General features: G+C 30.2%; 21 protein-coding genes and 1 tRNA gene. 16 read left to right on the plus strand and 6 right to left on the minus strand.

The features are described 5' to 3' along the window. Nucleotides 1-3 precede the first annotated feature (3 nt). Both CLFE_RS08295 and CLFE_RS08300 read left to right on the plus strand, forming a co-directional pair. The gene (locus tag CLFE_RS08295; protein ID WP_077895536.1) at nt 4-381 is read left to right on the plus strand and encodes a hypothetical protein; all 378 of its coding nucleotides are present in this window, start codon (nt 4-6) and stop codon (nt 379-381) included. 119 nt (nt 382-500) lie between these two features. Next, nucleotides 501-1,805, plus strand: coding sequence for a helix-turn-helix domain-containing protein (locus CLFE_RS08300; RefSeq protein WP_077835791.1), 1,305 nt, complete (start codon nt 501-503; stop codon nt 1,803-1,805). Between the two features lie 380 nt (nt 1,806-2,185). Here the strand turns inward: CLFE_RS08300 and CLFE_RS08305 are convergent, their stop codons facing one another. Beyond that, nucleotides 2,186-3,796 carry an IS1182 family transposase gene (locus CLFE_RS08305; RefSeq protein WP_250944600.1) on the minus strand — a complete coding sequence of 537 codons (1,611 nt, stop codon included), beginning with the start codon at nt 3,794-3,796 and terminating at the stop codon, nt 2,186-2,188. A 191-nt stretch (nt 3,797-3,987) separates the two neighbouring features. Between CLFE_RS08305 and CLFE_RS08310 the strand changes: the two genes are divergently transcribed. The 4 genes from CLFE_RS08310 (at nt 3,988) to CLFE_RS08325 (ending at nt 7,372) form a co-directional block, all read left to right on the plus strand. After that, a complete protein-coding gene (locus CLFE_RS08310; protein WP_077895448.1) occupies nt 3,988-4,308 on the plus strand; it encodes a heavy metal-binding domain-containing protein in 321 nt (106 codons plus the stop codon). A gap of 5 nt (nt 4,309-4,313) precedes the next feature. Beyond that, nucleotides 4,314-4,544, plus strand: a complete 231-nt coding sequence (locus tag CLFE_RS08315; protein ID WP_077895447.1) for a hypothetical protein — start codon at nt 4,314-4,316, stop codon at nt 4,542-4,544. 130 nt (nt 4,545-4,674) lie between these two features. Beyond that, nucleotides 4,675-6,645, plus strand: coding sequence for an oxidoreductase (locus tag CLFE_RS08320; RefSeq protein ID WP_077895446.1), 1,971 nt, complete (start codon nt 4,675-4,677; stop codon nt 6,643-6,645). A 76-nt stretch (nt 6,646-6,721) separates the two neighbouring features. Further along, nucleotides 6,722-7,372 carry a hypothetical protein gene (locus tag CLFE_RS08325; protein WP_077895445.1) on the plus strand — a complete coding sequence of 217 codons (651 nt, stop codon included), beginning with the start codon at nt 6,722-6,724 and terminating at the stop codon, nt 7,370-7,372. Between the two features lie 44 nt (nt 7,373-7,416). Here CLFE_RS08325 and CLFE_RS08330 read toward each other — a convergent pair whose 3' ends face one another. Beyond that, nucleotides 7,417-8,370, minus strand: coding sequence for a DMT family transporter (locus CLFE_RS08330; protein ID WP_077895444.1), 954 nt, complete (start codon nt 8,368-8,370; stop codon nt 7,417-7,419). A 231-nt stretch (nt 8,371-8,601) separates the two neighbouring features. Here CLFE_RS08330 and CLFE_RS08335 point away from each other — a divergent pair, with 231 nt between their 5' ends. Further along, nucleotides 8,602-9,513 (plus strand): LysR family transcriptional regulator, encoded by a 912-nt coding sequence (locus CLFE_RS08335; RefSeq protein WP_077895443.1) that lies wholly within the window; start codon nt 8,602-8,604, stop codon nt 9,511-9,513. A 21-nt stretch (nt 9,514-9,534) separates the two neighbouring features. After that, nucleotides 9,535-10,143, plus strand: coding sequence for a YkgJ family cysteine cluster protein (locus tag CLFE_RS08340; RefSeq protein WP_207651428.1), 609 nt, complete (start codon nt 9,535-9,537; stop codon nt 10,141-10,143). Between the two features lie 71 nt (nt 10,144-10,214). Here the strand turns inward: CLFE_RS08340 and CLFE_RS08345 are convergent, their stop codons facing one another. Next, nucleotides 10,215-11,375: a galactokinase gene (locus CLFE_RS08345; RefSeq protein WP_077895441.1), complete on the minus strand. Its 1,161-nt coding sequence runs from the start codon at nt 11,373-11,375 to the stop codon at nt 10,215-10,217. 348 nt (nt 11,376-11,723) lie between these two features. Between CLFE_RS08345 and CLFE_RS08350 the strand changes: the two genes are divergently transcribed. Then, nucleotides 11,724-13,121: a glycoside-pentoside-hexuronide (GPH):cation symporter gene (locus CLFE_RS08350; RefSeq protein WP_077836027.1), complete on the plus strand. Its 1,398-nt coding sequence runs from the start codon at nt 11,724-11,726 to the stop codon at nt 13,119-13,121. 594 nt (nt 13,122-13,715) lie between these two features. On the opposite strand, the gene CLFE_RS08355 is transcribed toward CLFE_RS08350, so the two are convergent. Continuing rightward, on the minus strand, nt 13,716-16,676 hold the full coding sequence (locus tag CLFE_RS08355; protein ID WP_077895440.1) for a vitamin B12-dependent ribonucleotide reductase: 2,961 nt from the start codon (nt 16,674-16,676) through the stop codon (nt 13,716-13,718). A 203-nt stretch (nt 16,677-16,879) separates the two neighbouring features. Between CLFE_RS08355 and CLFE_RS08360 the strand changes: the two genes are divergently transcribed. Beyond that, nucleotides 16,880-17,386 carry a gamma carbonic anhydrase family protein gene (locus CLFE_RS08360; RefSeq protein WP_077895439.1) on the plus strand — a complete coding sequence of 169 codons (507 nt, stop codon included), beginning with the start codon at nt 16,880-16,882 and terminating at the stop codon, nt 17,384-17,386. A 260-nt stretch (nt 17,387-17,646) separates the two neighbouring features. After that, nucleotides 17,647-18,075, plus strand: a complete 429-nt coding sequence (locus CLFE_RS08365) for a YaaR family protein (protein ID WP_077895438.1) — start codon at nt 17,647-17,649, stop codon at nt 18,073-18,075. A 48-nt stretch (nt 18,076-18,123) separates the two neighbouring features. On the opposite strand, the gene CLFE_RS08370 is transcribed toward CLFE_RS08365, so the two are convergent. Next, complete coding sequence (locus tag CLFE_RS08370; protein ID WP_077895437.1) at nt 18,124-20,037, minus strand: NAD(+) synthase; 1,914 nt, start codon at nt 20,035-20,037, stop codon at nt 18,124-18,126. Nucleotides 20,038-20,249: 212 nt separating this feature from the next. On the opposite strand from CLFE_RS08370, the gene CLFE_RS08375 reads away from it, so the two are divergent. The 3 genes from CLFE_RS08375 to CLFE_RS08385 all read left to right on the plus strand — a co-directional run bounded on the left by CLFE_RS08375 (nt 20,250) and on the right by CLFE_RS08385 (nt 23,089). Further along, nucleotides 20,250-20,690 carry an NfeD family protein gene (locus CLFE_RS08375; protein ID WP_077895436.1) on the plus strand — a complete coding sequence of 147 codons (441 nt, stop codon included), beginning with the start codon at nt 20,250-20,252 and terminating at the stop codon, nt 20,688-20,690. Further along, nucleotides 20,687-21,655 carry an SPFH domain-containing protein gene (locus CLFE_RS08380; protein ID WP_176091521.1) on the plus strand — a complete coding sequence of 323 codons (969 nt, stop codon included), beginning with the start codon at nt 20,687-20,689 and terminating at the stop codon, nt 21,653-21,655. Before CLFE_RS08375 ends, CLFE_RS08380 begins: the two co-directional genes overlap by 4 nt. A gap of 228 nt (nt 21,656-21,883) precedes the next feature. Continuing rightward, the gene (locus tag CLFE_RS08385; protein WP_077835402.1) at nt 21,884-23,089 is read left to right on the plus strand and encodes a glycosyltransferase family 4 protein; all 1,206 of its coding nucleotides are present in this window, start codon (nt 21,884-21,886) and stop codon (nt 23,087-23,089) included. Nucleotides 23,090-23,163: 74 nt separating this feature from the next. On the opposite strand, the gene rocF is transcribed toward CLFE_RS08385, so the two are convergent. Further along, nucleotides 23,164-24,063, minus strand: a complete 900-nt coding sequence (gene rocF / locus CLFE_RS08390; protein WP_077895435.1) for an arginase — start codon at nt 24,061-24,063, stop codon at nt 23,164-23,166. Nucleotides 24,064-24,300: 237 nt separating this feature from the next. Here rocF and CLFE_RS08395 point away from each other — a divergent pair, with 237 nt between their 5' ends. Next, nucleotides 24,301-24,699, plus strand: a complete 399-nt coding sequence (locus tag CLFE_RS08395; RefSeq protein WP_077895434.1) for a hypothetical protein — start codon at nt 24,301-24,303, stop codon at nt 24,697-24,699. Nucleotides 24,700-24,951: 252 nt separating this feature from the next. After that, nucleotides 24,952-25,026, plus strand: a tRNA-Glu gene (locus CLFE_RS08400). Nucleotides 25,027-25,224 lie beyond the last annotated feature (198 nt).

The raw sequence follows: 25,224 nt of genomic DNA on the forward strand, positions 1-25,224 counted from the left end.
GGTATGGCGTTTAGTATTAAAACTTTAATAATACTTTTTGTATTAATGATTGGTGTAATGACAATTTACAACATTACAAAACCTTTCTTTATATCTAAGTTAAATAGATGGGTTATATTAGTTTTTATAGTAGTTATGTTTTTTGCTTCAAATTTACTTGGAAGTAGATTAAAGATAGGAACTTCAAAATTTCAGATAGAACAAATAGGATATTATATTACTATGGCACTATTCTTATTTGGCTTGTATGCTTTCTTTGATGTAATAGGATGGAGTAAAACAGGTAAAATGAATGGAAAAGGCACAAGAAGTTCAGAAAAAAAGATGGTTATAAAGCCTAAAGCGAAACCAAATAGAGCAAAGAAGAAGGATGGAAAGTAGGATTTCTATCCTTCTTTTTTTTATACAAATAAAAAGGAACTTTTTTAAATATATGGTTGAATTTACATAAAATGGTGGTATAATTATAAAAAGAGTTGATATTAGTAAGGAGAATTAATATGGAGAGTTATGAGATACTGCCTATTGGGGTTAAACTTAAGAGGTTAAGAGAAAAATACAAACTAAATCAAGATAGCTTGGCAGGAAATGACATAACTAGAAACCTTATAAGTCAGATAGAACATGGAAAAGCTAATCTTACAAGGCACGCAGCAGAGGTAATGTTAAAAAATCTAGAAAAAATTTGCACAAAAAAGAATATAAAAATAGAAGAAGATATAGATTATTTAATAGAAGATGAAGTATCACAAGCAGATAAAGTACTAGAAAAGTACATAAAAGAATTGCAAGACTTGATTGTATATAGAGACATAAGTTTTATTGACAAACTAAATGAGGTAGAAGCGTTTTTAGTAAATTGGGATATCAAAGACAAAAAAATAGCTATTTTTGAACTAGCTGGTGATTATTTTTGTAGTATGAATGATTTCTATAAAAGTTCTATCTATTATGAAAAAGCTAGATCATTAATAAATATAGACATGCCTACTGATAACGTAGTGCCTATTTTTAGGAAACTATCCATGGTGTATTTTTATATGGGTCAATACGATTATGGTGCTAAATGTTGTGAAGTTGCATTGGAACGCTTTTATGATATGGATGATAAATACACATGTATATTTCTTTTTAATAGTTCACTATGTTATATAAAACTAGAAGAATATTATAAGGCATTAAAAAAATTGTGCACACTTGAAAAGGTAATAAAAAAAGTAAATGAGAAAAAATATTATGAAGTACTTTTGCAAAAAGCAGCTTGCTTTGAGGCACTTAAAAATTATGGAAGGAGTTTGGATATATGTAATGAGATACTAAGTGTTATAGACGAAAAAGCTAATGAACAATATTTAATGATACTCATAAATTTAGCACAACTTTATATAAAGCTTTCAGAAAAAGAAAAAGCAAGGGAGATATTAAAAAGTACTTTGAAAAACTTAGCTAATATTAGCAAAGAGTTTAAATTATTACCTAACATGTATTTTGAAATAGCAAAAGTATATAGAGAGTTATCTGATTTAGAAAAAGCGGAGGAACATTATTTAAAAGCGTTAAAGTACTCTAAAAAGTATTCATATTATTTTTTAATAGATGATATTCTATTAGATTTAATTGATATGTATGCTAAGCAGAACGAAAATTCAAAAATGGCAGATGTGAAAAATGAATTTTTTATTCTTTCAAGTAAAAAGGATAAAATTAATTTTAAAATTATGTTTAAATTAATAAGATTTTACTTGGATAAAAGAGATATTAACTCATTGGAAGATATATATGAGTTTAGCGCAAAGTTAATATAAGTAGAAAAGGAGTGAATGTATTTGTTTTTTAAAAAGCATAAATTAATGTTTTCAATGTTTTTAATAGGCATATTATTTTTAGGTATAGCATTTATGAATACATCTATAATGGCATTTTATCCTGGAATGCCATGGTAAAACCTGATAACGTTATCTTATGATTTTACATAAAAGTATAATTACTGTGATATTTCATCAAGATAACAAAATTTCTAAATTAGAAAAAGGGAGTGTCGCAAAATGATTAAAATTAATCATGAGCGATGCTCTTTTTTTGTTTAAGCTATAAAATTGCCTAATATTTTAAATACTATATTAATTATTTGAATTTCCATGAGATTTTGACGCACTAAAATAAACCTAACTATATTATTCCATAATTAGGAAATAGTTTTTAATTCGTGAAGATACTTTTGAGTTCTTTCATTTTGGATTTTTAAATGTAATTTGTTAATGTTATATCCAAAACAAAGCAAAATAAATTCAGTTTTTACACTATTTTTTCCACGTGTTAAAAATCTTTTGAATTCATAGTCGCTTTTTAAAATTCCAAACGCACCTTCAACTTGAATAGATCTGTTCATTCTCAATTTAGTTCCCAATTCAGTTTTGATATTGTTGTATGAAATTTGACGCTTTTTAATAAAAGTCTTTGAAACCTGCATTTTTCGGTTATTCTTTGCTTTTGTGCACTTTGATTTCAAAGTGCAGTTATCGCAATTTTCACATTCATAAACAGTAACCTCAGACGTATACCCACTTGCAGATTTTTTATGAATAATATATGATGGGAATAATTTTCTATTATTATGACAAATATATGTATCTGTTTTAACATCATATTTCATATTTTCACGCTTACTGATGTCGTTTTTAAAACTTCTTTTTTTCCATTTCTCATAAGTTTGAGGTTTTATATATGGTATTTGATTATTAGACTCTAAAAACAAATAGTTTTCTTCACTTTCGTAACCAGAATCTGCAATCACATTAGTATATTTATGACCAATTTTTTCTTGCATATTAGTAATCATTGGTATTAATGTTGCTATATCATTTCTATCATCAAATACTCCAACACCAGTTACATATTCACTATCAACTGCTATTTGTACATTATAGGCAGGTTTTAATTGACCATTTCTCATATGATCATCTTTCATATGCATGAAAGTTGCATCAGTATCAGTTTTAGAATAGCTATTTCTTTTTGAAAATATTTTCTTACTTAAATTATATTTTTCTTGTCTTTCTTTATATTGTGATAGTTGTTCTATCCACTTTTGAATTGCAGTTTTTCTTTTACCGATTCCATGAACAAACTCTATATTTCTTTTTTCTTTTTCAAATAAAAGCCATTGAAGAATTTTGTTTATATCATCAATCAAAGTTTCTCTCTCAATAGTGAATTTCATTAATCTTTCAAGATTAATGGTTTTAACAAGAGCAATAATTTTATCAAACATCTTACCTTCATTTTTATAAATAGCTTTCTTCCAAACAAAAGTATATCGGTTGGCATTTGCCTCAATTTTAGTACCATCGATAAATACATTTTCAAATAATAATTCTTTTTCTTTAGCTAAATAGTTAACTTGTTGATAAAATAAATCTTCAATCACTTCATTTGAAAGATATTTTTTTCGAAATCTACTTATAGTAGCGTGATCAGGTGCTTTAAAGCCTTGAAGTAGCCATTTGAAATTTATATCTCTTTTGCATGCTTTTTCTATCTTTCTACTTGAATAAATATTTTGAGAATAAGCATAAGATATTATTTTGAACATGATTTTGGGTTCAACTGCTGATTTTCTTCCTACGGAAGAATACGCCTTGTACAATTTTTTATAATTTAATCCCTCCAACAAATAGCTTAGCAAACGAACCGAATCATCTTCTGGTATTAAGTTTTCTAAATTTAATGGTAATATAAGTTGCAAATTATCATTAAATTGATTATAATTTTTTGTGTATAATTTAGTTACGTTCATAATTTAATTATACAATCAATGTGAGTTCTTCGGAACTCACATTTTTTATATACAACAAAGGAGCTATTGCAAAACTATTTTTTAGTTTTGCAACAGCCCCTTTTATATTAAAGATATTTATGTTGTAAGGTGGGTACATATGATATATAATTGATAAAATAAATATATAGTTTTTTAAGGAGGAATTGTTAATGATAATTGTTACTACTGAAAATATTGCTGGGTATAAAATAAAAGAGGTAAAAGGAGAAGTTTTTGGATTAGTTGTAAGAAGTAGAGGCTTCGGAGGGAATTTTATGGCAAGTCTTAAAAGTTTAATAGGAGGAGAAATTCATCAGTATACATCCTTACTTGAGGATACACGTAAGCAAGCAGTTGATCGTTTGGTTAAAAATGCTGCAGCTATGAATGCCAATGCAATTATAATGATGAGATTTGATTCAAGTGAAATTGGTCAGACAATGAGTGAAGTAGTTGCCTATGGTACTGCCGTAATAGTTGAAAAGGAATAAAACCTATGGAGATAGTGGGGCTGATTTATTTTATGATTATAATAGGTATGATCATTTTAGCTATAATAACTTATTTAGTTTTTGATAAAAGGTATCATAAAAATCATGGGAAACAAATTCCAGCGGGATTCGAAAAAACGGAGGAAATAACAATTGATCCATCAGATGGAAGAAAATTAAGAGTTTATTATAATAAACAAACAGGCGAGAGATTCTATTTTGAAGAAAATCCATAACTAGGGCTTATGGTAAAGTATTGTAATTATACGGATAATATTCTAATATAGTAATAAGTGTAGTTTTAATGGTTAAGAGGAAAGAGGTGAGTTTTAGTGAAGGAGTATAATTTCCTCGCTAAAATAAATTATGTATAATAAACTATTTAAAAATGGCAATATAGGAAAGTTAGAAATAAAAAATCGTATAATTATGATGGCTTTAGCAACTGGAACAGCAAAAGAAGATCAAACCGTAGGGGAAGATGTAACAGAATATTACCTAGAGCGTGCAAAAGGTGGAGTTGGACTTATAATTGCAGAAAATACTAGAATAAATGATAAAAATGGTGTGGCTGCAAAGTGTCAGGTATCTGTTGCACGGGATGAACATATAGCACCTTTGAAAAAATTAGTTGATGCATTACACAAAGAAGGAACAAAGTTTTTTGTACAATTACATCATCCAGGTAGAGAAACTTACTCTAATTTAAATGGAGATAAGCCAGTTGTAGCACCAAGTGCTGTACCTTGCAATGTATGTAAACAAAATACGCGTGAGCTAGAGACTGTTGAAGTAGAGAATTTAGTTAAAGATTTTGTTTGTGGTGCCAAAAGAGCCCAAAAGGCAGGAGTAGATGGAGTAGAGCTTCATGCAGCACATGGATATTTAATTTCACAATTTTTAAGTCCATATACAAATAGAAGAACAGATAAATATGGCGGAAGCTTTGAAAATAGATTTAACTTCGTAAAGGAAATAGTTTTAGGTATAAAGAATGCTTGTGGACAAGACTATCCAATAAGTGTGCGTTTAACAGTAGATGAATTATTAAATTTGAATGGATTTAAAGGAGAGTATTTTAATTTAAATGAAGGAGTTAAAGTATCGAGGGAACTTGAAAAAATAGGAGTAGATGCTATAAATGTTTCAAATGGAATTTATGAAACTTTTAATTCCTTATCAGAACCTATGACCTATGATCAAGGGTGCAGAACACCAAGAATTAAAGCCATAAAAGAGGTTGTAAATATTCCAGTAATAGCTGTTAATATGATTAAAGAGCCCTCCTTTGCTGAAAAAATGTTAGAGGACGGGTTAGTGGATTTTGTTGGACTCGGAAGAGCTTTAGTAGCAGACCCAAATTGGGTTAAAAAGGCGGCAGAAGGAAGAGAAGAAGATATAAATCGCTGTATTTCCTGTACTTTTTGCTTTGAAACTTTATTAAGTCAAGTTATCCCTAATGTTGGACCAATAAAGTGTGCAGTAAACCCTAGGGCTGCACACGAACTTCAGTATAAAGAGTTCAATAAAAATGGTAAGGGAAGAGTGGTAGCAGTTGTAGGGGCTGGAGTAGCTGGACTTGAAGCAGCAAGGGTACTTGCAATTAGAGGATTTAAACCAGTGATTTTAGAAAAAGCAGATAAAATAGGTGGGCAAATTAATGTTGCAGATAAACCGCCAAGAAAAGAGAAAATTGATTGGATAATTGAATACGAGAAAATACAGCTTAAAAAACTTAGAGTAGAAATTAAACTAAATACTGAGGCTACTGTAGATAAATTGAAAGCCTTGAAGCCTTATGCAGTGTTCATTGCCACAGGAGGTAGTCCAGTAGTTCCAAAATCAATTGAGGGTGTAGATAGAAAAAATGTATTAACTATAGATCAGCTTTTAGGTGGTAATATTAAGCTTACAAATAAAAAGGTTGCTTTAATTGGCTCAGGAGCCTCTGGACTTGAGGCAGCAGAGTTCTTGTGTGAAAATAAAAATGAAGTTTCAATTATTGAGATGCAGGATGCTATTGGAAAGGGAGTTTATATACAGCATTATTTAGATGCAATGGATAAACTGAAAAAGTACAAGGTTAATTATATGCCATCAAATAAGCTCCTTAAAGTAACAGACATGGGGGTTAAATTAGAAGACACTAATAAAAATGAAATTGTAGATTATAAAGTGGACTATGTAGTACTATCTTTAGGCGTAAAATCTAATAATGAACTGGTGAATTTATTGAAAGATGAGTTTGAGAATGTAAGAATAATTGGAGATGCTAAAGTTGTAGGAAGAGTTGAGGGAGCTGTAAGAAGCGGTTTTGATGCTGCATTTAAATTGTAAAAAATAAATGAGATGTACCTAAATCAAGTGGATTTTAATTTAGGTATGTCTTGTTTGTATATTTGGGAGTAATATTATGAGTTTTTGGAAAAGGCTAAACGAAATAAAAATAATTATAGCATTAGCTATAATTATTTTAGTGTTTATTACTATAATATTTAGAAGCGGTAACAATTCACATACTTCAAGGGTTAAAGATGTAAACTTACATTCAAAGCATGAAAATTTAAAAGCTGAAAATGGTCCTCTAATAGACAATAATAGAAAAACTTCAAAAACTGATTATAAAATAGATAACGAATATATAACCAATCCAATTCCTATGACAATTATATGGAGAGGACATGGAATTTATTTAGTAGGAGAAAAGTTTGAACACGACATATCCAAGCTTCAAGGAGGAAAGCAAATAGGAAATTTTTGTAGTAATGATGGTATATATGAAAAAAGTGGAGTTGAATCAGATAAATGTGTAATAGTAAAACATAATGATGAATATTTGGAGTACTACTTTTTATGTAGTGATACTGTTAATTTTAATGGGAATACTTACTTATTAAGTAATGATTTTGGAAATTATAAAGTGGGAGAGAAAATTGGAACAGTTGATTATAGAGATGTCTTTAAGATAAAAGGACTAGAAGAGTCTAAGGCTATATATGTTTCTGTTGAAGGAAAAGGGGATGTGACAAAATTCAAGACTATTTTTTTTGCGTATAAAAAATGACAATATAAATAAGGGCAGCTTGACTGTCTACTGCCCTTATTATATTAAGCTGTTTTCCCTAATTTAGATTGTTTTTGACTTAATAAATTGGGTAAAATGGAGGAAAGCGAACCTAAAAGTATAAACAAAATTCCAATAGTCATGTTAAGAGGAATACTTTCGTTAATTATAATTAATGCAAGTATTGGAGCAAGTATTGGTTTGAAAAAGAAAACTAAAGAAGTAGTTTGAGCGGAGGTTTCTTCCATCGCTTTAAAGTAACAAGCAAAGCCAACACCAGTGTTAATAATGCAAATAAAGGCTGCAATGGGAAGTGTTTTTAAAGTGTAGCCTGTAAATAAAGGAATATTTGAAAACACCTTCATACCGTTATTATAGAGTAGATTTGCAATTGGAGTAATATGAGTTAGGCCAATTAAAATAAGCATTTCAAGACTTCCAAATAAGAAACCAAAGCAGGTAACAACTATTCCTCCGTATTTAGTACATTTCTTTTTTCCAGAAACGCCGTATGCTGCAAAGGTTATAGTTGAGGCTATTGTAAGCGTAATACCCAAAACACTTAATTTTGTATTTAAAGGATTTATTATTACTATAGTACCAATAACCTCAAAAATCAAAGCTGCAATATTGCTTTTGTGAATAGTTTCGCTTAGAAGAAAGAAGGCTAAAATTGTAACAAAAACGGGATTGCAGCTAAAAAGTACTGCAACTACTGAGGCTTTGGTATTTTGGACAGCTAATTGATACAGTCCCATGCTTATAAATGTACCTAAAAAGCCCAAAAAGGCGAAGTAACCTAAATCCTTACGTGAAATAGATATTTTTTTTGTACGAAGTGCACTTAAGGCAAAGGGTATTAAAAATAGGCCACCTATAAAAAATCTAGTAAAAGTAAGCTGTATTGGATTAAAATCCTTGGAAACAAGTTTTAATGCAATTTCCATGGTGCTGAAAATAATAGTTGTTAGAGCTATATACACGTATCCCTTTTTCATATTAGTTCCCCCCATACGTTATAGGGAATCAGTGGACTTATAAGATACAACTGTCAAAATTCATGTTCCGACATTCATAAGTTAAGTCTAATCTAACCTCCTATAGCTTAATATTGTAATAAAAAACTTTAAATTGAATCTAACTTTAGTATATAATAATAATAAATGTAATGCTAATACATATTTTCTATATTTTTTATGCATTTAAGCTATATTTTGGAGGGATAAAGAATGGACTTTAAAGAATTGCAATATGTTTTAGCCATTGCTAAAAATAATAGTATTTCAAAAGCTGCTAAAGAACTGTATATATCTCAACCATCTTTAAGCAAGTATTTGCAGAATCTTGAAAGAAATTTAAACATTAGGCTTTTTGATAGAATGGGAAATAATTTTATATTAACATATGCAGGTGAAAGATATATAGAATGTGCAAAGGATATATTGAGAATAAAGAAAAATTTAGATGATGAATTTTTTGATATTGTAAACCAAAAAAAAGGTAGATTAAATATAGCATGTTCAATAGTTAGAAGCCCATATTTAATACCACAAACTATCCCTAAATTCAAGGAAATTTATCCTAATGTAGAGGTGAATTTTTTAGAAGAGACAGAATCAAACGAATTAGACAGGTTAGTGAGCAATGGTGAAGTGGATGTGGCGATTTTTAACTACTCAAAGGATAATCCTATGCTTCAGTGCGAGCTTTTAAAAAATGAGGAGATTACATTAGTAGTTTCAAGAGATCATCCTTTAGCAAAAGAAGGAAAAATAATTAAAGGGTGTAATTTTCCTTGGATTGATATCAAGAAATTCAAGAATGACAATTTTATAGTTAATTATACAGATCAGAAAAGTGGAGAGATGGAAAAAGATATATTTGATAAGCTTGAAATAAAGCCTAAGGTAGTACTTAAAACGAGAAGTGTAGAATGTGGCATTCGTTTAGCAGCTTGCAATTTTGGTGTTTCTTTTGCATTGGAAACTCATTTTAAGTATTCTGATTTAGAAAATACACCTATATATTTTTCAATAGGTAAACCAAAGATCACTACTAAACTTTTTGCAGTATACAGAAGGAAAGGATATTTGCCTAAGTATGTACAGGATTATATTAATATTGTAAAAAAAGTAGTTTAGATATAGTAAGGAGAACATATAATGAAATTAATATTAGATAATGAAGGTAAAGTAAATTATGAAGAAATAGAGAAGAATTCTACGGTAAAGGACTTATTAGAGGCGATTGATTTATTTTTAAATAGTAATCCACTTCCTTGTAGTAGCTGTAGGGAAAGTTGTTGTAAAAAGTCTTGGTCCGTAGAAATGGATAATGTTTGTGTCAACAGACTAGTAAATAATGATGATAAGCTTGCTACCAAGTTTGTAAAGAATAAGTTAGTTAAAAAAGAGAATTATTATAGAGATTTTGATCAATATGTTGTTAAAAAAGACAAAGCTTGTATTTTTATTACAGATGAAAATTTATGTGCTATTTATGATAAAAGACCTGTAATTTGTAGGCTTTATATATGTACAGATAAAAGTTATAGATACAATGTTGTTAGAGAACTTATAGGTAGCACATATTTAGAGGCATTAGTTCTTGAGGAAGAAATAAGAAATAATAATTTAGAAAGGGAAGTTATAGAAAGTTTTAAAAATCCAGCACTTTTTAAAGATAGGTATGATATTTCTTTAGAAGACATATTTGATTATGCTGAAGATGTTGGATGGCTTTATAAAGAAGATAGAGCAGGTTTATATTAGAGTAAAAGTTTTTATACTTAACATAAAAAGATGATTTCAGTAAACTTGAAATCATCCTTGAATTTTTGAAATTAATATATTTGATGTGTTCCGTTGCCTATTCCACTTGAGTAGAAGCTTGGTTCATATCCAATTCTTTCAGTATAAGCTTTTTTTACTTCATCAGTAAAGCTATCTATCTTATCAGTTTTTACTAGGGCTATAGCACAGCCACCGAAACCAGCACCAGTCATTCTTGCGCCAATACAGCCTTCAGCCTTTAAAGCTTCTTCAACTAAAGAATCAAGTTCTTTTCCTGTAACTTCATATAAATTCTTTAAAGAATCATGTGATTCCATTAAAAGTCTTCCGAATTCTTCTAATTTACCATCGTTAAGACAATCAAAAGCACTTATTACTCTGTCATTTTCATATACTGCATGTTTTGCTCTGTTTTTTATATTATCTTTAGTAAGTAAAGGTTCTACCTCATGAAATTCTTCAGGAGTTAATTTACATAGATTAGCTACAGGCTTTTTAGTTTGTATTATTTTTAAAGCCTCTTCACATTCTGCTCTTCTTTCATTATACTTAGATTCATTTAGAGCTCTTCTCTTGTTGGTATTCATTATTACTATAGAATAATCTAAAAGATTCATGTCAGCATATTTATAACTTAAGCTGTTACAATCTAATAGAATAGCTTTATTAGTTTTACCCATACCAACTGCAAATTGATCCATTATACCACAATTAACACCTACGAATTCGTTTTCAGCCATTTGCGATATTTTAACTAATTCTACTCTATCTATTTTTCCATCGTTGAATAAATTATTTACAACTACAGAAGTTAGTACTTCAAGTGAAGCTGAAGATGAGAGACCGGCACCATTAGGTATATTTCCGCTTATAAGTATGTCCATACCTTTAACAGTATAACCTTTGTCTAACATTATTTTTATTACGCCCTTAGGATAATTTGCCCAATCATCTTCTTTTGTATATACTAAATTGTTTAAATCACAGCTTACTTTCAAATCAAAGTTTGTAGATGCGAAATTTAATTTATTGTCTTCTCTTAAATTAACAAGAGCATAGGTTCCGAAATCTAATGCACATGGAAATACTAGGCCGCCATTGTAATCTATATGCTCACCTATAAGATTGATTCTACCAGGTGAAAAGAAAGAGAACTCATTCTTTTTTCCGTATATAGTTTGAAATATTTCTTCTAATTTATTTAGTTCCATAAAAGTATTCCTCCCAAATTTATATCTTAACGAATTTAAGAAAACCTTTTCTATATATATTAATATATCAGATAAAAAATATGTTCTCAAGAGTTTTCTGCATTTTTATATTTTTAAAAAGTTTTAAATTTTATCATTTTATTGTTAAGTATCTAATATATATACTATTGATATCAATGTAAATATGCAGTTTTTAAGTCATTATTTAAAAAGTTTTTATGATAAATAGAAAACGTTTTACAAAAAACTATTGTGCTATTAAAAAATATCTGATAGAATAAAAGAGTAAAAAAGAAAACCTTTTCTATAAAAATCATAAATACAAAAATATAAGGGAGGAAATATACAATGAAACAAAGAATTTCATATGCATTGGGAGCATTTGGACATGATATTTATTACGCAACATTATCAACATACTTTATGATTTTCGTTACAAAAGCAATGTTTACCGGAGCACCGAAGGATGTTCAAGCAAAGATGATAGCTTTAGTTACTACATTAGTTGTAGGTATTAGACTTGTTGAGATTGTTTTTGATCCAATAATAGGTGGAGTTATAGATAATACTAAAACTAAATGGGGAAAATTTCGTCCATGGCTTTGTGTTGGAGGAACAGTCAGTGCAGTTTGTCTAGCAATGTTGTTTACTAACTTCTTTGGACTAGCAACAGGTAATCAAACTTTATTTACAATCGTATTCATAATTGTTTTTATAATTTTAGATTGCACTTATTCATTTAAAGATATAGCGTTTTGGTCAATGATTCCTGCACTTAGCGAGGATTCAGCAGAACGTGGAAAATTAGCAACATTTGCTCGTTTCGCATCTTCTTTAGGAGCAAATGGAACAACATTAGTAGTAGTTCCTATAGTTTCTTTCTTTACATTAATGGCTACTGGTCATACTGGTCAAGCGGCTAGTGGATGGTTTGCTTTTGGTTTAATAGCAGCAATAGTTTATGGTGTTACAAGCTGGATAGCAGCGCTTGGAACAAAGGAAGAAGATAGTGCTTTACGTCAGCAGAAAGAAAAATCTTCGCTTAAAGATATATTTAGTGCACTTGCTAAAAACGATCAATTAATGTGGCTTGCTTTAGCATACATCTTATTTGCTATTGGATATGTAGCTACAACAGCTGTGTTAATGTTATATTTCCAATATGTAATCGGTAACATAGCAGCCTTCTCAATTGTAGGTATTGTTTCTGCAATCTGTGGTATTATAGCTGTTCCACTATATCCATTTGTAACTAAAGTTATTTCTAGAAAATATGTTTATATAATCGGTATAGTATCAATGATAATTGGATATGGATTACTTTCTATAGGATCAGCAAGCGCAATGACAATTATTATTGTAGGTTTAGTATTCTTCTATTTCCCATACCAATTGATTTTCTTATCAGTTCTTATGACAATAAGTGACTCAGTTGAATATGGACAATGGAAAAATGGAGTTCGTAATGAAGCAGTAACATTATCTCTTCGTCCATTATTAGATAAAATCGCAGGTGCATTATCAAATGGTATTGTTGGTTTCATATCAGTAGCATGTGGTATGATTGGAAATGCACAAGCTAAAGATATAACAGCAAAAGGTATCACAACATTTAAAATGTATTCCTTCTATTTACCAGCAGCATTAATGATAATTTCCGCTATCATCTTCTTTGTTAAAATCAAATTAACAGAAGAAAAACATGCTGAAATAGTAAAAGAATTAGAAGCATCACTTGGAAAATAAATGTATGTTATAAATTAAAATGGTTAAAAATACAAGTTTCTTATATTTAAAGGCACGAGAAAATTAGTAAAAGTAAGAAGGAAAGCCTTTACTATAAGTAAAAGAGAAACTATTTTGATAAGGTTATTAGTTTTATGTTAATTAAAATTGTGTGTTTAGATTGAAATATATTACATTTAAATAGAGAGGTTTGAATCTGTTTTAGGTTCAAACCTCTCTATATTTATATAATAAAATAAAGTTTTTTGTGTTTTTAATATAAAAAATGCTACTTGGAATTTTTATTAATAAAAACTTGAAGTAGCATTCTAAACCCCATGCAGAGAAAGTAGTAAGAGTGTCTCATGTTAATGCGGAGACGGTGTTTATATGGTTTAAGATCCGACATGGGCTAAAGCCCAAACCCCATGCAGAGAAAGTAGTAAGAGTGTCTCCTGTTTAATGTGGAGACGGTGTTTATTGGTTCAAGATTCGACATGGGCTAAAGCCCAAACCCCATGCAGAGAAAGTAGTAAGAGTGTCTCCTGTTTAATGTGGAGACGGTGTTTATTGGTTCAAGATTCGACATGGGCTAAAGCCCAAACCCCAATAGGATTAGCTACATCCTGTGGTGGTTCCGCAGTCTAGGCAGACGTAGCAGGTTCCATTTTGTGTCATTCTTGTTGAGGAACAGTTGGGGCAGGTTATGTCATAGCGTCTTTCTACTTTTGGTTTTTCTTCCCTTGTTAGGAGTTCAGGTTTAATGTATTTAAAGTCCTCCGGTTTTACTTGGCATCTTGTAAAGTCGTTTAGTTCTATGTCTATTATTTTGCTTATTAAATCAGAAATTGATGTTACATATTTAATGTATGGATGTTTTTGTACAAAGCCGTAAGGTTCGTATTTCTGACCGCGAAGCATTTCTGATATATCTTTAGGTGGAACATGATATTGGAGCATTACGGATATGGATTTGGATAGAGAGTTTAAAAGTCCCATTATTAAAGTTCCTTCTCTATCTGTTGTAATGTATACTTCAGACATTTCGCCATTATCACGTCTGTTTACAGTTGTATATATTTTTATACCACCTATTTGAGCAGGGTGAGTTTTACCATTTCTTATGCCTACAGCTCTCTCTCGTTTCATATATTTTTGAGGGGTGCTATCCTTTACTATATTTAGTAATTGACTGTAAGTCATATCTTCAGGAGAAGTAGCACTATCCTCGCTTAAACTTGTATTAAGAGGCTGACTTTCTTTTGAAGAGTCTCGGTACAAAGTTATACCTTTTACGCCAAACTTCCAAGAGTCTATTATTATATTCTTGAAATCATCAATGGAGGCATCCTTAGGAAGATTAACTGTTTTTGACACAGAGCCTGAAATTAAAGGTATTATTGAGGCTACCATTAGAATGTGTCCCATTGGACTTATAAATCTTTCGCCTTTTCCACACTTGTTTGCGGTATCAAAGATAGCAAGATGTTCTTTCTTTAAGTGAGGTGCACCTTCTATTTTTCCATCTAGTATAGTGTCATACCTTGAACCATCTTTATTTGTTATTGTTTTCTTTCTTAAAATATAAGCGGTTATATCTTTTATTTCATTTTCCGAGTATCCAAGATTTTTTAGAGATTCTTCTATTAAAGGATTAGTTAAAGTCATGTAACCTCCGCCAGATAGTTTTTTGTAAATGACATGACTGAAAAATGGTTCTACTGAGGTTGAGGCACAGTCCATTGCAAAGGAAATAGTTCCCGTTGGTGCCATAACGGATACTTGAGCATTTCTAAAACCGTATTTTTCGCCAGCTTCAAGAGTAAGATTCCAAGTTTTCTTTAGTTCGTAACCAATATAATCTAAATTCTCCTTTGAGAGAACAGAATGATTTACTTTTAGAGGTTCATAATTTAAAGACTCAAAAGGCGAAGTGATACTTCCAGCAGCCCTTGCACTATTTCTTAGAATCCTAAGCATATATTTTTGGTTTATATCGTATTTTTCAAAGGAACCTACTTCTTTTGACATTAAGGATGAAATATAGTAGGAATAGCCTGTAAGGATACCAATAAGTGAAGAAGACACAGCTCGTGCGTTATCTGAATCATAAGGATAACCCATTACCATTAAAAGAGCAGCTAGGTTTGAAATTCCAAGACCTGTTGTTCTAAAGAGGTGAGTTTTTCTTGCTACATCTTCTGTTGGAAATTGCCCCCAATGGATAGAGGCTTCAAGAATTAATTGTACTAAACCTATTATATGCTTGTAGCCTTCAAGATCGAAGGTTTTATTTTCACTATCGTAAAACTTATATATATTTATTGAAGCTAGATTACAGGAGGTATCATCTAAGAAGGCATATTCTCCACAAGGGTTTGTAGAATTTATTTTGTTGTACGAGGCATCAAGCTTACCATCTTCACCACATGGGCAAGTGTGCCAAGCGTTTAAACGATCTGAAAATAATGGAGACGGATCAGCACATCTAAAGGATGATTTGTTTAAGGCATTCCATATGTTTGAAATTTTTTCTATTTTGTTTACAGAAGAGTCGATTCTTCCCTTGAGTTCTATGGTTTCGTCTGGATTATTTTTCAAGTTCAAAACTTTTTTCATAAATTCATCTGAAAGCATAACGGAATTATTTGCATTTTGACCAGATACAGTTTCATAAGCCTCTCCTTCAAAACTAGCATCATATCCCATTTTTCCAAGAGCTTTTACTTTATCCTCTTCTTTTGCCTTCCAAGTTATGTAGTCTACTATTTCAGGATGATCTACATTTAGACAGAGCATTTTTGCAGCACGCCTTGTAGTTCCACCTGATTTTATTGCACCAGCATTTCTATCGAGTCCCTTTAAAAAGCTCATTAGACCAGAAGAAACACCTCCTCCTGATAGCTTTTCACCTTTAGCTCTTATAGTAGAAAAGTTTGTTCCAGTTCCAGAACCGCCTTTAAATAACTTTGTTTCTGTTACATATTGTTCGGATATGGAGTGTGGTCCTAAAAGTTTATCTTCAATAGAAATTATAAAGCAAGCAGAAGCCTGAGTTCGTGTATAAGAATCGCTGCAAGGGAGTACCTTCTTTTGATTTGTATCATAATAAAAGTGCCCTTGTGGCTCTCCTTTTATTCCATATACTAGGGATAAGCCGGTGTTGAACCATTGAGGAGAGTTTGGAGCATACATTTGATTTAAAAATGCATAAACAATCTCATCATAAAAAATAGCAGCTTCAGCTTCAGTTTTTATGATTTTTTCATCTTTAAGGGACTCACACCAAAAGAAAGCAAGTCTATGTGCTACCATTTTCATGCTGTTTTCATATCCACACTCATTTGGAATTCCTGATTTTCTAAAATATTTTGAAGCTATTATGTCACATGCATTTTGAGAGTAGTTATATGGAAATTCAAGATTTTTCATATCGGTGAGTACTTCGCCTGTTTTGTGATCAATTATTTTAACATCAACTTTTTTCCACTTGAACAAGTCATATACAGTTTTTGTTTTAGAATTCTCCAATTCCTTGGTATAAAATCTTTTAAATAGTATTTTTAAGTCTTCCATCAAAATTCCTCCACTGATATACTATATATAGTGACAAAACCAATAATAAACACTATATATTGTATATGTATTATAAAATAAATTGGATTTTAATTCAAGAACTATTTTGTAAATAAAAATTTATATGATACTATATATAGAAAAAATACTTATATATAGTGTGAACAAAATACTAGAAAATAATAATTAGAAGGTGATTATTAATGATATATAATTATGAGAGTAAAATTCCTAATATACATTCTTCTGTTTTTATTGCTGATAGTGCAGATATTATTGGCGATGTAGCTATAGAAAAAAATAGTAGTGTGTGGTTTTCTGCTGTTATACGAGGAGATTCTAATTATATAAAAGTGGGAGAAGGAACTAATATCCAAGATAGAGTAGTGATTCATGCAAATAACAGTGATAATGGAGTAGAAATTAAAAATAATGTAACAGTAGGACACGGCGCTATAATTCATGGATGTACTATTAATGATAATTGTATTATAGGTATGGGTGCAATTATTATGGATAATGCACAAATAGGAGAAGAAACTATTATAGGGGCAAATAGTCTTGTTACTTCAGAAAAGAAAATACCAAGAGGAGTACTTGTAATGGGTAGTCCTGCTAAAGTTATAAGAAAACTTACCCCTGAGGAGAAAATGGAAATACGTAAAAATGCAGAGCATTATATTGAAATTTCAAAAAAATATTTTAAATAATGAATATTTAATTAGAAAAAGCACATAATAACTTTGGATATGAGAGAAAATCATATTCAAGGCAGTCTAAAATATATATAAGCGGTTCTTGGTGTTGGATATTTGGAAATTTATATGCATAAAAAATAAAAAATGTCAAAGAACTTGTATTGAATTTACAGCCGCTAATAATATATTTTAGGCTGCTTATTTATTTTTTTGATATATTTTGTTACAATAGGTGTATGGTAAGATGGTATAAAAATTATGGGGGTTAAGATATGGAGATTTCTAGAGCAAGAGGAAAAAGCAGTACACCTGTAAGTAACAATAGTAAACAAGTAACAGTGAAAAAGGACTTTTCCCAGAGTTTCAGTTTTGCACAGCAGCAAAAATCTGAACAGGACTTAAAAAATATGCAGGATGATATAAAAAAGAAGGGGAATAGGCTTAGTATAACAAAATGCTATGCGGATGTTAGAGCCTATAAAAACATGATACGTGAATATCTTGAATCTGTATTGAATTATATGTATTCTGTAAAAAGAGACATAAGTTTCTGGCAAACACAATATTTTATAACTGTTGAAACTATTGATAATAAGCTTGAAGAACTTACACAAGCTCTTTTAAGTGAAGAAAAAGAAAAATTGCAAGTAGCTAGTACGATAGACGAGATAGCAGGACTTATAGTAGATATATATAAATAATTTTAAATACATAAAGAAGTATGCTTAAGTTGCATACTTCTTTTAGTTTTATCTATTCCAGCCACTATATGAGGCATCAGAAGGCATTCTAAGATCACCCCTTGGTGATAAGCTTATAGTTCCAACTTTAGGTCCATCAGGTATAGCAGAACGCTTAAATTGTTGACTGAAAAATCTTTTTATAAATAACTTAAACCATTTTTCTATAGTTTCTTTAGAATAAGTATCTTTAAAGGCATGTTGTGCCATAAATATTATCTTTTCTGACTCAGAACCCTGCTTCATAAAATAATACAAGAAAAAGTCATGAAGTTCGTAAGGTCCTATTATATCCTCTGTCTTTTGAGATATATTTCCTTTTGAGTCCTTAGGTAAAAGTTCAGGACTTACAGGAGTGTTTAAAATATCGATTAGGGTTTTTGAAACTTCACCAGTGAGTTCTTTTTCAGCAACATAAAGAACCAAATATCTTACAAGTGTCTTTGGAATAGATGAGTTTACAGCGTACATGGACATATGATCTCCATTATAAGTACACCAACCAAGAGCAAGCTCTGATAAATCACCAGTACCAATTAAAAGACCGCCTTCTTTATTTGCAATGTCCATAAGTATTTGAGTTCTTTCTCTTGCTTGAACATTTTCATAAGTAACGTCATGAGTTTCTTTAGGATGGTTTATATCCTTAAAGTGAAGGAGACATGCTGGTACTATGTCTATTTCTCTAAGGTCACATCCTAGATAATTACATAAATCCACTGCATTATTATAAGTTTTATCTGTAGTTCCAAAACCAGGCATTGTGACAGTTATTATATTTTTTCTGCTTATACCTAACATATCAAAGGTTTTTACTATGACAACAAGGGCAAGAGTAGAGTCTAGTCCACCCGAAATACCTATAACTGCTTTCTTTAGACCAGTATGTGTAAATCTCTTAGCAAGGCCAGCTGTTTGTATATTAAATATTTCTTTGCAGCGGTTTTCTCTTTGTTTTTCATTTGAAGGAACAAAAGGGTGAGAATCGATAAATCTATCAAAATTGCCCATATTCCAATTTGAAAAAGTGAAGTCTATGTAATTTGGTTTAAAGGTACATAATTTTATACTGTCTCTAAAGGTTACATTTTTTAATCTTTCACTTTGAAGTTTTTCAAGATCAATTATTGAAGTTAAAACTAAATTATCTCTTTCAAATCTATCATTTTCAGAAAGGATGCTTCCATTTTCACATATGAGCATATGTCCACTGAAAACTACATCTGTAGAGGATTCAAAAACTCCTGCTGAGGAATAAATGTAGGCACACATACACCTTCCACTTTGATTTGAAATAAGGCTTCTTCTATAGTCAGCCTTGCTTACAACTTCGTTTGAGGCAGAAGGATTTAATATTACATTTGCACCCATTATGCTTAAGTAACTGCTAGGTGGTATTGGAGCCCATAAATCCTCACATATTTCTAAGCCTAATTTTAAATCACCGCATCTGAATATTAAGTCAGAGCCAAAAGGTACATCAGCTTGAAATGGAAATTCAGCAAATTCATTTTTAACATTAAGACCTTCTGTGAACCACCTTTTTTCATAAAACTCCACGTAATTAGGTATGTAGCTTTTGGGTACTATACCTAGAATTGAGCCTTTAAAAAGAACGTAGGCACAATTATAGAGACAGTAGTTATATAAAAGAGGGGCACCAACTACCACCACTATATCTTTATCTTTTAAAAAATCACATAAATCTTTTATTCCATTTAAGGAGTTGTTTAGTAGTGTGCTTTGAGAAAATAAATCTGCACAGGTATAGGAAGTTATAGAAAGCTCAGGAAAAACTACAACTTTTGAATTTTCATTTAAAGCCTTATCTATACACAACTTAATATTTTTTACATTAAAATCAACATCTGCAACATTAGTTTTTGGACATGCTGAAGAAATTTTTACAAAACTATGATTCATTAAAATACTCTCCTTTATACTTTATGTAGTAATATTATATCACTAAATTTAATATAAATGATAATTGGCGAAAAAACATGATATAATAAGATTCAACACAAAAAATAAACTAAAGTTGGACAAAGGGTATAAAATAACTCTTTTAAGGGTAAAACAGAACTTTATTTATAGTAGATATTAATGTAAAGTATATGTAATCAGGGGGTGATATAATGAGTGATTTATTAAAAATATGGATAGTAATAGCTATTTTTATGATGATAATTGATTTTTGGACATCAGGTTTTCTATTTATGTGGTTTAGTGTAGGTGCAGTAGTAGCTATAATAGCAGGACTTCTTGGAGCACCAGTCACAGTTCAAATTATATTATTTTCAATTGTAAGTATTGTTTTATTATGTGTAGGTTACCCAATATCTAAAAAACTACTAAATAAAACAGTAAAAAGGACACCTCTTATGGAAGAAAAATATATAGGGAGGGAAGCTGTAGCAGAAAAGGATATGGATGTTGGAAAATCAAAATTGAAAGTAGACGGTATATACTGGACAGTAAAAAATGTTGGAGAAGCTATAAAAAAAGGCGATAATTTTATAATCACAGGAATCGAAGGAAATAAACTTTTAATAAGAAAAGAAGGAGAGATTAAATAATGATAGTTTTAATTGTTTTATTAGTACTTATTTTAGTAATTGTATTCATTTCTCTAAAGGTTGTAACTACAGGATATGTGTATGTAGTAGAAAGACTTGGTCAGTTTCATAGAGCACTTCAACCAGGCTGGAATCTTATAATACCATTTGTGGACTTTACAAGAGCTAAGGTTTCAACTAAGCAACAAATACTTGACATACAACCTCAAAGCGTTATAACAAAGGATAACGTAAAAATATCTATTGATAATGTAATATTCTATAAAGTTATGAATGCAAGGGATGCTATCTACAATATTGAAAGCTATAAATCAGGTATTATATATTCAACTATAACAAACATGAGAAATATTGTAGGAAACATGTCACTTGACGAAGTTCTTTCAGGAAGAGATATTATAAACCAAGAGCTTTTAAAGGTTGTAGATGAAATTACAGATGCTTATGGAATAAAAATACTTTCTGTTGAAATTAAAAATATTATTCCACCAGCTGAAATTCAACAAGCTATGGAAAAACAAATGAGAGCAGAAAGAGATAAAAGAGCTACTATACTCCAAGCAGAAGGTCAAAAACAAGCTGAAATAGCTAAAGCAGAAGGTGAAAAACAATCTAAAATACTTCAAGCAGAAGCAGAAAAAGAAGCTAACATAAGAAGAGCAGAAGGACTTAAAGAATCACAACTTCTTGAGGCAGAAGGTAAAGCAAAAGCTATAGAGGCAGTTGCGGAAGCAGAAAGTAAGGCTATAAGAAAAGTAAATAGCTCTATAATTGAATCAGGAACAAATGAAACAGTAATAGCATTAAAACAGGTTGAAGCACTTAAAGAAATGGCTAAAAATCCTGCAAATAAACTTATATTACCAAATGAGACACTTTCATCACTTGGAAGCATAGCTGCAATAGCTGATGTTTTAAAGAAAGATTCTACTGGTTTTAAAAAAAGTACTGTTGAAAGTAAATAAAACTTTAAATAAATAGTTTAAAATATAAAAAATAGGATATATAAATAAAGGGGTAAATGAAGTAATAATATTTAAAAGTTCATTTACCTCTTTTGATTGTTACATTTTATGGAAATTTGCCCTGATGATATAATTTGTTAAACTTGAAAATTTCATAAAAAAACATTTATAATTAAAAAGTGAAATATATATAAGTATGCATGTAAGTTCTTTAGGGAGGGAATAGTATTGAAAATATTAATGTTATCATGGGAATATCCACCTAAAAACGTAGGAGGATTATCTAATCACGTTTACAATTTATCCCATGCGCTAGCCACTTTAGGCCACGAGGTATATGTTGTAACTTGCGAAGAAAAAAAAGCGCCGGTTGAGGAAAATGATGATGGAGTATATGTACATAGAGTAACTCCGTATAAAATAGATACAGAGGATTTTACTAAATGGGTTATGCACCTTAATTTTTCTATGATTGAAGAATGTACAAGACTAATGAGAAAAATTGGTAAAGTTGACATGATTCATGTTCACGATTGGCTGTGTGTATATTGTGGCAAGGTTTTAAAATGGTCGTACAGAATTCCAATGGTTTGTACTATGCATGCTACTGAAAAAGGCAGAAACAACGGTATAAGAACAGAAATGCAAAAATATATTTCTTCAGCTGAATGGCTACTTACTTATGAATCTTGGAAAATAGTCGCATGCAGTGGCTATATGAAATCGCAAATAGTAGAGACCTTCAAAACTCCAGAGGACAAAGTTTGGATTATACCTAATGGAATTGATATGGATTCCTTTAATTTTGAATTTGATTGGTTAAAATTTAGAAGAAAATATGCAGCTGATGATGAAAAAATGATATTTTTTATTGGAAGGCATGTGTTTGAAAAAGGAATACAAATATTAATAGATGCAGCACCGGGAATAGTTTCAGGTTATAATAAAACTAAATTTATAATTGCTGGAACAGGTCCTATGACAGAAGAACTTAAAGATAAGGTGAAAAGCATAGGGTTAGGAGATAAGTTTTTATTTACAGGATACATGGATAATAAAACTAAGAAAAAATTCTATAGAGTGGCTAGTGTTTCAGTTTTTCCATCACTATATGAACCTTTTGGTATAGTATTACTTGAAGCTATGGCGGCAGGATGCCCAGCAGTGGTTTCAGATACTGGTGGATTTGGTGAAATAATAGAACATGAAAGTAATGGAATGAAAATGATAAATGGTTCAGTTGAAAGCCTTACTTATAATGTTTTGGAAATACTAAGAAATGATGAACTTTCTCAAAATATAAGAAGAAATGCAATAAAAACTGTAGAAGAAAAGTATACCTGGAATAGAGTTTCTAGGTTAACTACCAAAATGTATGAGTTAATAAAAAGTGAGAGTACTGCTGAAAGTCACGTAAAAGAACCGAACTATTAAATATACTTGTATTAAAAATAAAGCTTTTAGTTATAAATATTTGTAGTTTTATAACTAAAAGCTATTGTAAAAAGCTACTTTAAATTTTTAAATATATAGTCAATAAAATCTATAACTAAATTCTCTGTTTTGTTATTTCTATCCAAAAGAGGATTGAATTCAACAAGGTCCATAGATTTTACAAGACCGCTCTTAAGGATAGCACCTATAAGTAGTTTGGTATCATCTATATTTAGACCATCAGAAACAGGAGTGCCTGTTCCAGGAACTATGCTTTTATCAAGGCAATCTATATCGAAGCTTAGATGAACTGAATTGATATTATTTTTAGCTAGCTTCTCAAAAATTTCATTAATAATTGTTTTAGTACCTATTTTTTTTACTGTCTCTGTTGAATAAAAAGTAAGATTTTTTTCATTAATTAATTGAAGTTCACCCTTATCAATAGATCGGGCACCGATTATAAACACATTTTCAGGCTTTAATTTATGACCCTCATGACATATATCTGTAAGTTCACTAGCACCAATACCCATTGCAGCAGCTAAAGGCATTCCGTGAACGTTGCCTGATTCAGTAGTTTTGTCGGTATTTATATCTGTATGAGCATCAATCCAAATAACCGCAAGATTTTCATCTGCCTTACTGGCGCCTACTATGCTGCCAAGACCAAGAGAGTGATCGCCTCCAATTATAAAAGGAAAGTTTCCTAATGATAGAGATTCGTAAACTTTATTTGCTAGCTCTGTATCTGTTTCTACTATGGGTTTTAAAAATTTCATTTTAGGATTAAATTTGAATTTATCTTTTTCAGGTATAAAGGGTACTTTAATATCGCCCATGTCTCTAACCTTGTGATTATATTTAGTTATAAGTGTTTTGAAATTTTTTTCTCGTAATTTATCAGGACCTAAATCTACGCCTTTTCTGTCAGAACCATAGTAGATAGGTACGCCTAATATATCAATGTTCATCCGCAATACCTCCAAGTTATAAATAATAATACGAAGTTTATTATATAATAAATATGAAAAATATAAAGTAGTAGGAGTATAAACGTAATATTAAGAAAATTCATAGAACTTATTAATTTGTGAAGAAAGACTTATAAATTTTAACATTATAGTTATTTGTGATAATATAATAATATTAATATTAAATTTAACCAAAAAACTTATAAATATTAAAAAAATTTTTTTTTGAGGTGAAGTATGGATAATAAAGAAATTTTAGAATTTATAGTAGATGAAGCAGTAAGCGATTTAAAAGAAATAAATTATGATAAAGATTTGTTTGTGATAAAATTTCATTACAATTTTGATGAATATGAAATAAAAGCAGCAAAGGCATTTGCAGATGGTGAATGCAGCTCAAAGGATGAAAAAGATACCTGGTATAGTGAATATTACTTGCCTTTTTTAAGTGATATAGCAAGGGATAATGTGGAAGCGTCAGTAGATGATTGTGCAGATGAATTTTCCATAAAAGCAGAATGTTTAGTTCATGACTGTACAGACGAGAAAAATAAATTTAGTGAAGCTCTTGTTATATTTTCAGAAGGAAGTAAAAATTTTGATATAAATAAAATAGCTAAAGAAATAAACTTCTAAATCTATATAAGCTTTAGATATATACATGTATTAGAATACTTATTTTTAAGTATCTTAGTACATGTATATCTTAAATATGCAATTTGTAACAAAAAAATATGTTTATCGTAGGAAAATCAAGAAAATAACAGCTATATCTCAATAAATTTAAAATATAACCAAAATACAATGCAAAAGTACTTGAAAATATTAAATATAGTGATATAATATTATTCGTTGGTTGTTTTGAGCGACTAACAAAACAAATATTAAGGCCCTATGGTCAAGCGGTTAAGACATCGCCCTCTCAAGGCGGAATCACGGGTTCGATTCCCGTTGGGGCTACCAAACCTTTAAAATAGCGAGTTTACAGTATTGTAGACTGGCTATTTTTGTGTTTTCAATTACTTTATGAAAAAGTTTAATTTTCATAATTAATTGAGATTTGAAGTACCTTTTCCTGTAATCTTTCCATTTTTAAGTTGTATACTAGTGGTATTTCTGTCAACATTAATCCATATATACGATTGTTCGTTATGTAAAATA

Origin of the sequence: Clostridium felsineum DSM 794 (assembly GCF_002006355.2) — a bacterium.
Taxonomy (GTDB): Bacteria; Bacillota; Clostridia; order Clostridiales; family Clostridiaceae; genus Clostridium_S; species Clostridium_S felsineum.